Annotated in this window: 10 protein-coding genes; 3 read left to right on the top strand and 7 right to left on the bottom strand. The window is 63.8% G+C overall.

The genetic code is table 11. The features are described from left to right. Positions 1–22: 22 nt before the first annotated feature. The 7 genes from NP3_RS14405 to NP3_RS14435 form a co-directional block, all read right to left on the bottom strand. The gene (locus NP3_RS14405) at positions 23–2326 is read right to left on the bottom strand and encodes an acyl-CoA dehydrogenase family protein (RefSeq protein WP_373864757.1); all 2304 of its coding nucleotides are present in this window, start codon (positions 2324–2326) and stop codon (positions 23–25) included. Between the two features lie 121 nt (positions 2327–2447). Beyond that, the gene (locus tag NP3_RS14410; RefSeq protein ID WP_063041528.1) at positions 2448–2879 is read right to left on the bottom strand and encodes an acyl-CoA thioesterase; all 432 of its coding nucleotides are present in this window, start codon (positions 2877–2879) and stop codon (positions 2448–2450) included. A gap of 169 nt (positions 2880–3048) precedes the next feature. Further along, positions 3049–3858, bottom strand: coding sequence for an acyl-CoA thioesterase (locus NP3_RS14415; protein WP_063041530.1), 810 nt, complete (start codon positions 3856–3858; stop codon positions 3049–3051). After that, positions 3851–4630 (bottom strand): enoyl-CoA hydratase-related protein, encoded by a 780-nt coding sequence (locus NP3_RS14420; protein WP_084508587.1) that lies wholly within the window; start codon positions 4628–4630, stop codon positions 3851–3853. The genes NP3_RS14415 and NP3_RS14420 overlap by 8 nt, the downstream gene beginning before the upstream one ends. A gap of 14 nt (positions 4631–4644) precedes the next feature. Beyond that, positions 4645–5496, bottom strand: coding sequence for an alpha/beta fold hydrolase (locus NP3_RS14425; protein ID WP_063041652.1), 852 nt, complete (start codon positions 5494–5496; stop codon positions 4645–4647). A 27-nt stretch (positions 5497–5523) separates the two neighbouring features. Then, entirely contained in the window at positions 5524–6510 is a 987-nt protein-coding gene (locus NP3_RS14430; RefSeq protein ID WP_063041532.1) for an NAD(P)H-dependent flavin oxidoreductase, read from the bottom strand. Between the two features lie 12 nt (positions 6511–6522). Continuing rightward, on the bottom strand, positions 6523–7314 hold the full coding sequence (locus tag NP3_RS14435) for an enoyl-CoA hydratase/isomerase family protein (protein WP_063041534.1): 792 nt from the start codon (positions 7312–7314) through the stop codon (positions 6523–6525). 374 nt (positions 7315–7688) lie between these two features. Here NP3_RS14435 and NP3_RS14440 point away from each other — a divergent pair, with 374 nt between their 5' ends. From NP3_RS14440 to NP3_RS14450, 3 genes are read left to right on the top strand one after another with little or no spacing between them, the layout of a single operon-like run. Further along, positions 7689–8933 carry an ABC transporter substrate-binding protein gene (locus tag NP3_RS14440; protein ID WP_063041536.1) on the top strand — a complete coding sequence of 415 codons (1245 nt, stop codon included), beginning with the start codon at positions 7689–7691 and terminating at the stop codon, positions 8931–8933. Between the two features lie 42 nt (positions 8934–8975). Beyond that, positions 8976–11738, top strand: a complete 2763-nt coding sequence (locus NP3_RS14445; protein ID WP_063041538.1) for a branched-chain amino acid ABC transporter permease/ATP-binding protein — start codon at positions 8976–8978, stop codon at positions 11736–11738. Then, the gene (locus NP3_RS14450) at positions 11735–12460 is read left to right on the top strand and encodes an ABC transporter ATP-binding protein (RefSeq protein WP_063041540.1); all 726 of its coding nucleotides are present in this window, start codon (positions 11735–11737) and stop codon (positions 12458–12460) included. The genes NP3_RS14445 and NP3_RS14450 overlap by 4 nt, the downstream gene beginning before the upstream one ends. The last annotated feature ends 90 nt before the right edge of the window (positions 12461–12550 follow it).

Raw genomic sequence — 12550 nt, forward strand, 5'->3', positions numbered from 1 at the left:
GAGATCTCCTGGCTGGGGCTGGTCACGACAGTCGGGCCACAACCGCGCCGGCAACGCGGTCACGCAGATTCTCGGGACGTCCGAGGGCCACCTGGTTGGCGATCGCCCGGCGCAGCAGCACGTGTGCCGGATGTTCCCATGTGAAGCCGATCCCGCCGTGGACCTGAATGCAGCTTTCCGCGGTCGAGACCGCCGCGTCGAGGGCGGCCGCCAGCGCGACATCCGCGGTGAGCTGCACATCCGGATGATCGGCCTCGAGTTCGGCAGCAGACAAGACCTGCGCACGCGCGCCTTCTGCGGCAACCAGCATGTCAGCGCAACGATGCGAAACAGCCTGGTAAGAGCCGATCGGATGGCCGAACTGCTCGCGCTGCCCGGCCCAGTCGACCGCCATGGCCAGCGCCCTGTTCGCAACGCCGACGGAGTCCGCCGCCAGGACCAGTTCGGCGCCCCGGCGCGAGAGGTCGAGGATTCGAGTCACCTCGTCTCCGCGGGCGATGATTTGCGGCGCAACTCCGTCCAATACGACCACACCCGCCGTGCTGGTGAGATCGATCGACTCCTGCGGATCGGTCTCTACTTCGTTTGCTTTGGCGATGCCCAATACCAGCTCCCCGGTCACGGCATCGCGAGCGACGACAACCAGGCGGTCGGCAACCGGCGCGCCAGGCACCTGCCCTACCGCACCCGTCAGCTTTGTTCCGCGCAAGGTGGGCAACCGCTCGTCGAGAACCCAGCCATCGTCATCAATCGGTACGACAAATGCGGCTATTGCCCCGTCACATACGGCCCGCACGGCATCGACCGCCTCGGCGTGCCGCAGCACCTCGAGCGCGATGAGCGTCGGAACCAAAGGCACCGGTCCCGCCGCGTACCCCGCTTCTTCCACTGCGGCGGCCAGTAGCCGCAAATCAGCGCCGCCTCCACCGAGCTCTTCGGGCACGGCAAGGCCCGGCAGGCCGAAGCGCACCAATTCGTCCCAGAGACCGATGTCGTAGTCCGCCTTCTTCGGCGCCCACGACAAGAGTTGTTCGGTGCTGGTATGGATAGCCAACGCCTTACCCAGGACTTGTCGAAGCGCGACCTCGTCATCTCCCGGTTGGCTCAGCGGTCGTCCGGGATCGACGGCGGCGGGCCGTGTGCCCTCGCCGCGGTGCGAAGGCAATCCGAGCACCTGTTCAGCGATCGCATTGCGCTGGATTTCCGCTGTTCCGGCACCGATCGTGGAGGCCCGAGTCATCAGATAGCCGTAGGTCCACCGACCTCCGTCGACGGCTCCCTCCGACCGGCTGCGCAGCGCTGCGCCCGGACCCGTCAATCGTTGCGCGAGCCGATGCAATTGCTGTTCGAACTCCGACTTGACCAGTCGATTCACGGATGCGACCCCGCCTGGGTCCGCCTGGCGCAGAACGGCGTCGAGAGCGCGGGCGCTATTGGCGGCAATCGCTCGTACACCGGTTTCGATGTACGCGAGTTGCTGACGAATTAGGGCATCGTCAGCGTAGCCCTGATCGATCGCGAGGGTGAACACCTTGTCGACCAAGCCGCGATAGCGGAATTCGTCGGCGAGGAACGCGGTGGCGCGTTCATGGCCGAGCGAAGTGCGCATCACCGACCATCCCTCACCCTCCTCTCCGACCAGATTCTCCACCGGCACTACGACATCGTCGAAGAACACTTCGGCGAAGTGATATCCGCCGGCCGCATCCCGGAGGGGACGAACGTCGATTCCGGGCGAGTCCATCTGGATCAGGAGATAGCTGATGCCCGAGGTACCTCGCCCCGCTGGACCGGTGCGCACCAGCGCGAACATCCAGTCGGCCCGAGACGCCTGACTGGTCCAGATCTTCTGACCGGTCACACGGTAGCTATTTCCGTCACGTACGGCCCTGGTGGACAACGACGCGAGGTCGCTGCCCGCACCGGGCTCTGAAAAGCCCTGGCACCATACTACTTCCGCGCGCAGCAGAGGTTCGAGAAAGCGCGTCTTCTGCGCCTCTGTTCCGTAGACGATCAGCGTGGGGGCGACGATGAACCCAATCGGATCCGGATGTTTGGGTGCACCTGCCGCCGTCGTCATCCGGTAGTAGTCGAGCTGATCTTCCAGCCCGAGCTCGAGACCCCCGACGGATTTCGGCCATCCGGGGGCGGCAACGCCGGCGTCGACCAGTTCCGATTGAAACGCACGGGCAGCCGCGGCACGTTCCTGTGAGGTCGCCGGTCGCGGTCGCTTCGCGTAGGCAGCGAGCAGCACGGACAAGCGGTTACGCCAGTCGCCTGTACCGTTCGGGCCCTCCAGCGGGCCCGTCGTCGATCCCTCCACCACATCTCCTCAGCGCTCTTCTATCTTCACTAGGTTAACTTAGTGACACATTACAGACAGGTCTACCGAATCGGAAGTAGAGCGACAAAGGAAGTGTTCAACGGCGCACCTCAACGTGCCCGAGTCAGGAACCGGGCAGAAGCAACTTCCGTGCCACGGCTCGATACTCTTCAGTCAGTGCTTCAGCGCCGGCTCGCCCCGCGATGGTGTTGACATTGACCGAGCGGGAGACTGCCACCGGCCGACCGCGTTGGAACAGCCCTGCCCTGTGTTCGATCGACGTCCGACCGACTCGATGCAGCCCGATCCCGAGCTGCACCTGCCCGGGATATTCGATCTCAGCCAGGTAGTCGATCTCGACGTGGACCAGAACCATCCGCAAAGGCTCTCCGGAAAGCCTCAATTCGTCGATCGTCCGTTCCACGATGACGCGACCCTCTTCGAAAAAACGGGCGATCGCAACATTGTTCACGTGACCGATGGTGTCCATATCGCCGAATATCAGACTGATCTCGCGTTGGCACGGATAGGCGTCCAGCGGCAATGCCTCGATCATGCGTTGCCCGCTACAACAGCCGGCTGCTCCAGGTCATCGGCGAGCGCAGGTAATCGGCCCGCGAGTCCCATCGGGCGTGGTTGATGTCGGGAAGGGATCTCAGCCGCCACGAATGATGCTGGGGTGTTCACAAGTAGGACGCCTCCGTTTGGTGGTGGAACATCGAAAATCAGCTGCCGCGGGAATACGCCATTTCCTGAACCAGACTCGCCACGACGTGACCGTTGTGGACGATCGTGCCCGGGTACCAGCCCCTCATGCCCGCCGAGACACCCGGGCGATGATCGACGAAGATCCAGTCGTCCCATCGTGGCAAGCGATGGAACCATAGGGCGTGATCGAGACTCGGTCCGAGCTGCTCGGTACCGACCCGGCGACGAAGCCCGGTCGAGAAGTCCGACATGTAGGCAATCGCAGCGGCGTGAACAAGCGGTTCACCTTGCGGCAGCGCGCAGTTCGGACGCACCCAGAATCTGGCGGGGAAGAACTTCTCCGCGCTCGACCAATCTTGAACCCGAACCTGGAGAGCCAGTTCCGGCCGCGGGTCGATAGCCAGGCACTGTTCCGGCGAGCGAACCGGCAACACCTCGGCGGTGGTGTGCTCCTCCCCTGCGACCGCAGCCCGGAAGGACGCCGCCATGCTGAAGATGACCTCCCCGTCCTGCAACGCGACCACCCGCCGAGCCGAGTACGACCGTCCGTCCCGGTCGTTCTCGACACGGAACATCACGGATGTTGCGCTATTGCCCTTACGGAGGAAGTAACCATGCAACGAATGCGGGAGGCGATCAGCGTCGACAGTGGCGCCGCAGGCCATCAACGCCTGCGCCAAGACCTGCCCCCCGTACAGCGGTCGCTCGACTGCGACGCGGTGTACGGAGCGAAAGAAACCGCGGTCGATCCGCTCCAGTTCGAGCACCTCTGTGAGGGGGGCCGCTCGAAGCCCCGCCCGGCCTGTGGACATGGCCATCTCAGACATCGGGGCTCTGCTTCGCCGACCGTTTGCCGAAACGGTCGCCGACATCCTTGCCGTCCGATCGCCAGGCTGCCGAAGCCTCGGCCTCGAGTCCGAGCGCATGCGCGACCGAGGCACCGGCGCCTTCCTTCAGCAAGCGCAACATTCGTTGCACCGCAGCAGGATGACTGGCCGCAATCGAGCCGGCGATCGCTAGACTGCGCTCCATCAGCTGTTCGTGCGGCACGACCTCGTTGGCCAGACCGATGCGCAGAGCGGTCGCGGCATCGATGGGATCACCGCTGAGGATGATCTGGATGGCCGCGGGCAATCCAACCGTCCGCGGCAGCATGGCGCTACCTCCCCAACCGTTGAGCAGGCCGATCGAGGCGTGCGTGTCGGCGAAGACCGCTTGCTCCGAGGCGATGATGAACGAGCAGTTCACGGCAAGTTCGAATGCGCCGGTGTAGCAAGGACCATTCACAGCCGCGATCACGGGTTTGCCGATAGCGCGGAGAACCTGGGTGGGTGTTGTGCCCTCGGTGCGTGGCGGGGGTCCGGTCAGCGCTTCGGGGAGGTCGACCCCCGACGAGAACGCAGTTCCGGCACCGCTGATCACTACGACCCGAACGTCGTCATCCGCGTCGGCCTTCCAGAGCTCACGCTTGATCGCCTTGCGCATCGCGCGATTGATCGCATTACGCCGATCCGGACGGTTCAGCGTCAGAATCCTGACATTGCCCTCATGTGTCACCAGGACGGGATCGGCTTCGCTCCCGTCGTTATTGTCTGCCATAGGTCTCCTTATATTCAAACGAATTCGACTACGGCGTTGGTGAACGCATCGTTATCGTCGCCCGCCGCGGTATGACCGGCTCCGCCGAGTTCCACCAACTGCGCGGTCGGCACGACGGCCAGAAACTGCTCCACGGCCTCCCTGCTGACCACATCCGATACGGCACCCCGCACGACGAGTATCGGGATTCCCAGCTCTCTCGCAGCAGCTTCGAGTTTGGGCACCCAGGCGTGCAGGTCCTGCTCCGGCTTGCGGAGGAACTGCGGATCCCAGTGCCAGTGCCAGCGCCCGTCGGAACGCAGCTTCAGATTGCGCCGCAGACCTTCCGGGCTGCGCGGACGGGTCCGGTGCGGTAGATATGCCGCGATCGCGTCTGCTGCTTCCTCCAGGCTTACAAAGCCGCCGGGGTTTCCCTCCATGAAGGATCGGATCCGCCGGCTACCTTGTCCCCTCTCGATTCGCGGGACGACGTCGACCAGCACGAGTTTGCGTACTCGAGTGGCACCGAGTTCACCGGCAACCTGAAGCCCGGTCAGCCCGCCGAGACTTGCCCCGACGATCGTGACCGGCTCACCCATCTCGTCGATGACCGAACACACGTCGGCGGCGAGAGTGTCCATTGTGTACTCGGCGGCGGTCCGGGCCCAGCCGCTGTCACCATGCCCACGAGTATCGAGCGCGACGACACGGAAACCATTGGCGGCCAGGCGGATACCCGTCTGTTTCCACGAATGCCGGGTCTGCCCCGTTCCGTGAAGCAGCAGGACAGCAGGGTCGCCCGCCTTTCCCCAAGAGTCTCCGGCAAGCCGTAGTCCCCGGTAACCCCGGAAGGCCACAGCCTGTGCCGTGCTGATGGTGGTTGCGATGCTCATCGTGATCCTCGCTCGCTGACCTCAGAGAACCGAGACCGGATCCGAAATCAACGCCGAGTTCCGGCGTAGAACGGTCTCGGCCTCAGCGGCAATCCGGGCGACCAGCTCACCAGCGGACGGGACGTCGTTGATAAGGCCCTGCACCATCCCGACGGTCCAGATTCCGGCCTCGGGATCACCGTTCTCGTAGACCTTGCGGCCTCGGGTACCGGCAACGAGTTCCTGAACATCCTTGAACCGGCCGCCTCTGCCCAGGATGTCGACAACTTCTTCGCTGACCGAATTCTTCGCGGCACGCATGGTGTTTCGGAGTTGCCGGAAGATCAGTTGAGTGTCGAGTTCGCTCGCCTCGACGATCTGCTCCTTGATCTTCGGATGGATCGGACTCTCGACGGTACACATGAACCGCGTGCCCATATTGATCCCGTCCGCGCCGAGTGCCAGCGCGGCCGCGAGCCCGCGACCGTCCGCAAAGCCACCGGACGCAAGGATAGGCACGGTCAGTTTGTCCGCCGCGGCGGGAATCAGGACCAGACCCGGTACGTCGTCCTCACCTGGATGTCCGGCGCATTCGAAGCCGTCGATGCTCACGGCGTCGACGCCGAGGCTCTGCGCTTTGAGGGCATGCCGCACGCTGGTGCACTTGTGGATCACCTTGATGCCGTGCTGTTTGAAATGCTCTACGTGCACCTGCGGGTTCGACCCGGCGGTCTCGACGATCGTCACACCGGAGTCGATGATCGCGTGCCGGTACTCCTCGTACGGCGGCGGATTGATCGACAACGTCAGAGTGAGATTCACCGCGAACGGCTTGTCCGTCATCTCCCGGACGCGCGCAATTTCCTTCGCGAGCTCTTCCGGTGTGGGCTGGGTAAGCCCGGTAATGATGCCGAGGCCGCCGGCCTCGGAAACAGCGGCAGCGAGCTCGGCGCGGCCGACCCACATCATTCCGCCCTGGACAATAGGGTGATCGACACCGAACTCCTCGGTGAAGCGGGTCTTCAACATAGTGCGACTCTCCTAAGCGGGTGCAGTGGCGGAATGAAGATCGGCTCGATAGAAGACAGCCTCGCGCCGCTCCATGAAGGCCGCCCTCGCCTCCGCGGCGTCCGCGCCGACAATGTTGTTGGCCTGGGCATGATTCTCCCGCTGCAGTGCGGCTTCGATGCTGCCGCCGTCAGCGGCGGCGTCCAGCAACTGCTTGGTCAGCGACAACGCCTGGGCCGGTGCACGAACCAACCGACGTGCCATCGATTCGACCACGTCGTCGAGCTCGTCGGGGCCCACGATGCGCGTCACCAGACCCAACTCCGAAGCCGCTGCGGCCGAGAGGATCTCGCCGAAGAAGGCGATTTCCTTCGCCTTCTGCAAACCGACCACTCGAGGTAGGAGCCAGCTTCCGCCGAAGTCCAGTGAGAGCGCACGACGGATGAAGATCTGCGAAAATCTCGCTCGGTCGGTGGCGACGACGAGATCGCAACCCAAAGCGAGATTCCAGCCGGCTCCGACCGCAACGCCGTCCACCTTGGCGATGGTGGGGATCGTCAATTGCGACAGCGCCTCGGCGGCTTGGCTGGCGCGCTTCATGTAGTCGAGAGCATCGCCCGACAGGGCCTCGAGGTCGGCTCCGGAACAGAAGTCGCCACCGGCGCCGGTCAAAACCATCACACGGTCGTCGGACCTTCGCTCGATCTCGCGGAAAGTCTGGGCGAGTTCTCGCCACATCGTCGGACTACCGGCGTTCTTCTTCTCGGGCCGTGACATGACCACGGTGACCACGCCGTCGTTCCGTTCGACTGCGACCGTTTCCATGCTGTCCACCTCTCCGCCGGTAGCACCGGCAGCGACTCAACGGTCCAACATAGATAACATAGTTCACTACGTTGATTCGAGCAAATCTCACAACCGCATGGTCTGGACCGCCACGCGCGCGACGAGATCATTAGCCTTTCTCAGCAGTTTTGCGTCCTTACGCCACATTTCCGCCAAAACGGCCAGAAACCAATGACGACCGCCGACCACCTGGTGGATTGAATTCACAAGGCCACGTCTGTCAACTAAGTAAACCTAGATTGCTTATTGACACATCTTCTTTCCGCATCTACGTTTACCTGACCTTCGGCATGTGACCTACATCACCGCCAAGTGGTGCGACTCATCAGCGAGCTACCCGAGAGAAGAAACCTATGTTCGACAGGCGCAACACTCGACCGTCCATCCCTGCCCGGGCCGGACGGCTCGGCTTGATCGCACTGGTCCCCGCGATCGCGCTCGCTACTGCGTGTAGCAGCGGCAACGACTCCACCGGCTCGTCGGCCGAAGCGCCGAGCAGCGCCTTCCCGGACAAGCCGGCTGCCGGGAGCCCGATCAAGATCGGCCTGATCAACCCCGAGGGCGGGCCCGCGGTATCGCAACCGTCGAACCGTGAGGCCGCCGAAGCGGCCGTCAAGTACACGAACGCGAACCTGGGTGGAATCGCCGGTCATCCGATCGAACTCGTGACCTGCGCGAGTAAGGAAGACCCGGCCTCGAACCGCGACTGCGCGAACCAGATGGTGGAGGCGAAGGTTTCGGCCGTCGTCGTCACCACCACCGCGTTCGGCGACACCATGGTTCCGGTCATCACCGGAGCAGGCATCCCCTACGTCACCCCGTCCGGTGGTAGCGCGGCGGAATTGACCAGCCCCAACGCATTCGCTCTCACCGGCGGATTCCCGAGCAGTCTGAAGTCGATGGCTACCTACGCCGCAGGAAAGAACTACAAAAAGGTCACTCTCTTCGTGGTCGACTCCGGTGCGGTCACGGCGACTGCCAAGACAATGGGCGGCGCTGCATTCTCCGCCGCCGGAATCGATATGCGGGTCGTGCCGATCACGCCCGGAACACCGGACGCGACGCCCCAGGTTAGTTCCGGCCTCTCCAACGGCGTGGAGGCCATCGGGGTCGTCGGCGACGCGACCATGTGTACCTCGGTGCTCAAGTCACTGGGCACCCTCGGCGCCGGCCAGGACAAGATGTTGATCCAACCGTGCCTGGATCCCGCAACCATCGAGGCCGCCGGCGCCGCGATGGAAGGCAGTCACGTCGTCACGACCGCCGATATCGTGTCCGACGACCCGGACGCGGTGCTCTACCGGAGTGTGATGAAGAAATACGCACCCGGCACCGACATCGGGGGCTACACCTACACCGGTTATCAAGGCATGCTCGGCCTCGTGCGTGCAGCGCAGGGAGTGACGGGTGACCCGACAGCCGCCGCGATCGCCAACTCGATCAAGACGACCAAGAATGTGGCGCTGCCCGCCGGTCACGGCATCACTTTCACCTGCGACGGCAACGCAATCGCACAGTTGCCCGCCATCTGCAGTACGGAAGTGGTCATGGTGACCGTCAGCGACGGCAAGCCTACCGACCCCCAGGTCACCAAGTAGACAGCGGCTTGGTCGAAATATCCTTCACCCGAGGAGCTTTCCGTGACTGATCACTTCGTCTTTCTGACGCTGGGACTGGGCAACGGGGCCGTGTACGCCGCCCTGGGCCTCGCCTTGGTCTTGACCTATCGAAGTTCCGGAGTCGTGAACTTCAGTACTGGTGCGGTGGCCTTGTATGTGGCGTACACCTACGGGTTCCTGCGCAAGGGGCAGCTACTCAATCCCGTTCCCGGCATGCGCAAGTCCATCGATCTCGGCGAGCACCTCGGTCTCGTTCCTGCGATGGTGATATCCCTGGCCGTCGCCGCCCTGCTGGGTGCACTGATCTATGCCGTCGTGTTCCGCCCGTTGCGTACCGCGCCTCCGGTGGCGAAAGCGGTGGCCTCGATCGGCGTGATGCTGTTCGTTCAGGCATTGCTGGCGCTGCGGGTCGGGACCACCCCGGTGTCTGTCAAGGCGATTCTCCCGTCGGGAGTCGTGTCGGTCGGCGGCGCCCGCATTCCGGAGGACCGGTTGTGGTTCGCGGCCGTAGTACTGATCTTGGCGGTCGCGCTCGGCCTGCTATTTCGCTGGACCCGTTTCGGTTTGGCCACCCGTGCGGCCGCCGAAACGGAGAAAGGAGCCCTGGTCACAGGGCTTTCCCCGGAACGGATCGCCTTCGGGAACTGGGCCCTCAGCACGATGGTGGCGGGTTTGAGCGGAATCCTGATCGCGCCGATCGTGCCCCTCGTCCCGGTCTCCTACACACTGTTCATAGTGCCCGCGCTCGCGGCCGCGCTGGTAGGCAACTTCAATGCGCTCGGACTCACGGTGGCAGCCGGACTGGGTATCGGGATGTTGCAGTCGGAGACAACCCATCTCCAGACCACGATCAGCTGGTTCCCGCAGACCGGCGTGGCCGAGCTCATTCCGCTCATCCTCATCCTCATTTTCTTGGTAATTCGGGGTAAGCCACTCCCCACACGAGGCGCCATAAACCGGCAGACTCTCGGCCGGGCGCCCCGCCCCCGCAGGGTGGTGGTGCCGACGGTGGTCGCGGCCACGGCCGCACTCGCGGCTCTGCTACTGACCTCAGGCGGCTATCGAGCCGCCATCATCACGACTCTGATTCTTGCCGTGATCGCGCTGTCCCAAGTGGTTGTGACCGGTTTCGCCGGGCAGATTTCACTCGCTCAGCTCACCTTGGCGGGGGTCGGCGCGTTCACTCTGAGCCGCCTGACCAGTGATCTGGGTGTGCCGTTTCCGATCGCTGTCCTTCTTGCTGCGCTCGCGGCCACCGTTATCGGGGTTATCGTCGGGCTTCCGGCCCTGCGCATCCGCGGGCTACCGGTCGCCGTCGTAACCTTGGCGTTGGCGGTCTTTCTGGAAGCCTTCTGGTTCCGCAACACCAACCTGAACGGTGGGCTGGGCGGGGCGCACATCGAGAATCCGCGGCTGTTCGGCATCGATCTGGGAATCGGTGGTGGCGAAGGATATCCGCGCATTTCTTTCGGTGTCTTCTGCCTCGTCATCCTGGTTCTGGTCGCCCTTGGTGTCGTGAGGCTGCGCACCAGCCGACTCGGTGCCTCGATGCTCGCGGTCCGGGCCAACGAGCGCTCGGCAGCAGCGTGCGGAGTCGACGTGGCCCGGACCAAAATCAAGGCCTTCGCAATCGGCGCGTTCGTTGCCGGGCTGGGTGGAGCGCTGATGGGCTACCAGCAGACGGTTGCGACAGCCGAAACGTTCTCCACCATCGCCGGAATCGCATTGTTCGCCATCGTCTACATCGCCGGGATCACCTGCGTCTCCGGCGGAATTCTCGCGGGCGTCATCGGACCGGGCAGCATTCTGTTCATTGTGATGGACCGTTTCCTGCACCTCGGGGACTACTACGCTGTTCTGTCCGGAGTCTTGTTGGTACTCACCGTCATCCGATACCCGGAAGGTCTCGTCGGCCACTTCCACGAGAACAGTGATCGAATCAGCAGATTGCTCAGCCGTTTTCGCCCAGTCCGAGCCGACGTCGCGAACCTTGCATCACCTCCCACTGCGAGCGAACCGCCGGTCCGCCGACCATCCGGTGACATCCTGTTGTCCGCCAAAGGAATCGGTGTCCGATACGGCGGTGTCGTCGCCTTGGAGGACGTCAGCTTCGACGTGCGGGCCGGCGAAATCATTGGGCTCATCGGACCCAACGGGGCAGGCAAGACCACCTGTATCGATGCAATCAGCGGGTTCACGAGGGCCTCGGGCAACATCACCCTCGGAGACGAGCGGATCGACGGGCACGAACCGCACAAGCGAAGCAGGTCGGGGCTGGGCCGCACCTTCCAAGGAATCGAATTGTACGACGATCTGACGGTACGCGAGAACGTCGCGGTCGGGGTCGTCGCGGCAGCCGAGCGGCCGGGCGGTGTGGCGCCGACGAGTGAGGAGATCGACTTTCTGTTCGGCGTCCTTCACCTCGCCGAAGTCGCCGACCGAACTGTCAGCGAGCTGTCCCAGGGCCAGCGCCAATTGGTCTCTGTCGCGCGCGCGCTCGCCGGTCGTCCGCGAATCGTCCTGCTCGACGAGCCCGCAGCTGGGCTGGACAGCACCGAAAGCCAATGGCTCGGTGAGCGTTTGAAAGGAGTACGAAATGCCGGCGTAACCGTGCTGATAGTCGATCATGACATGGAGTTGGTCCTCGATCTCTGCGATCGAATCGTCGTCCTCGACCTCGGCCGGGTGATCGCGGAGGGCACGCCAGGGCAAATCCAATCGAATCCCGACGTCGTTCGCGCGTATTTGGGCGACGCCGTAACTCCCACGGAGGTACCGGCATGACTACCGTTCTCGAATGCCGGGGAATCGACGCCGGCTACACGGCGGCGAGTCCGTGCGTGCGCGGCATCGACATCACACTGGCCGAAGGCGAAGTGCTCTCGTTGGTCGGTCCGAACGGCGCGGGCAAGACCACGTTGCTGATGACTCTGGCCGGGCTCATGCCAAGCCTCGGCGGCACTATTTCCATCGTGGGCGCAAGAGTAAAGCCAGGGCGGGCGCGGGCCTCATCGCGGGCAGGGCTCGTTTTGGTGCCGGACGACCGGGCTCTTTTTACCGGGCTCACCGTACGTGAGAACCTCGAACTCGCGCGCCACCGGTCGGGCCCCGCCGTCTCCGACATGATCGAGTACTTCCCGAGACTCGGCGAGCGGATCAAGATCGCTGCGGGCATGCTTTCCGGTGGTGAGCAACAGATGCTGGCGATCGGGCGGGCGTTGATGCAGAGCCCGAAGGTCCTTCTGATCGACGAGCTGAGCATGGGGCTGGCCCCGGTGATCGTCCAGTCACTACTGCCGGTCATTCGCCGCGTCGCCGATGAGAAGGGCACTGCGATCGTTCTGGTCGAGCAACATGTGCGGCTGGCGCTCAAAATCTCCGACAACGCAATCGTTCTCGCACATGGGAGCGATGTATTGCGCGGCAGCGCAGCGGAACTGGCGGCCGATCCGGACAAGATCGAGCACGCATACCTCGGATCGAAACAGAGCACCGACGGGGTCTGACCACACCAGAACCCCGATGTCGCCCCGCGGTCACAGGTGCGGCGACATCGGCGTCGGCCCAGGTGCAAAGCCTCACCTGAACGAACGCGA

Origin of the sequence: Nocardia pseudovaccinii NBRC 100343 (assembly GCF_001613225.1) — a bacterium.
Taxonomy (GTDB): Bacteria; Actinomycetota; Actinomycetes; order Mycobacteriales; family Mycobacteriaceae; genus Nocardia; species Nocardia pseudovaccinii.

Coding starts and splice junctions, on each gene's coding strand:
- NP3_RS14410 (WP_063041528.1), bottom strand. CDS start 2,879: ATGATCGAGGCATTGCCGCTGGACGCCTATCCGTGCCAACGCGAGATC.
- NP3_RS14415 (WP_063041530.1), bottom strand. CDS start 3,858: ATGTCTGAGATGGCCATGTCCACAGGCCGGGCGGGGCTTCGAGCGGCC.
- NP3_RS14420 (WP_084508587.1), bottom strand. CDS start 4,630: ATGGCAGACAATAACGACGGGAGCGAAGCCGATCCCGTCCTGGTGACA.
- NP3_RS14430 (WP_063041532.1), bottom strand. CDS start 6,510: ATGTTGAAGACCCGCTTCACCGAGGAGTTCGGTGTCGATCACCCTATT.
- NP3_RS14435 (WP_063041534.1), bottom strand. CDS start 7,314: ATGGAAACGGTCGCAGTCGAACGGAACGACGGCGTGGTCACCGTGGTC.
- NP3_RS14440 (WP_063041536.1), top strand. CDS start 7,689: ATGTTCGACAGGCGCAACACTCGACCGTCCATCCCTGCCCGGGCCGGA.
- NP3_RS14450 (WP_063041540.1), top strand. CDS start 11,735: ATGACTACCGTTCTCGAATGCCGGGGAATCGACGCCGGCTACACGGCG.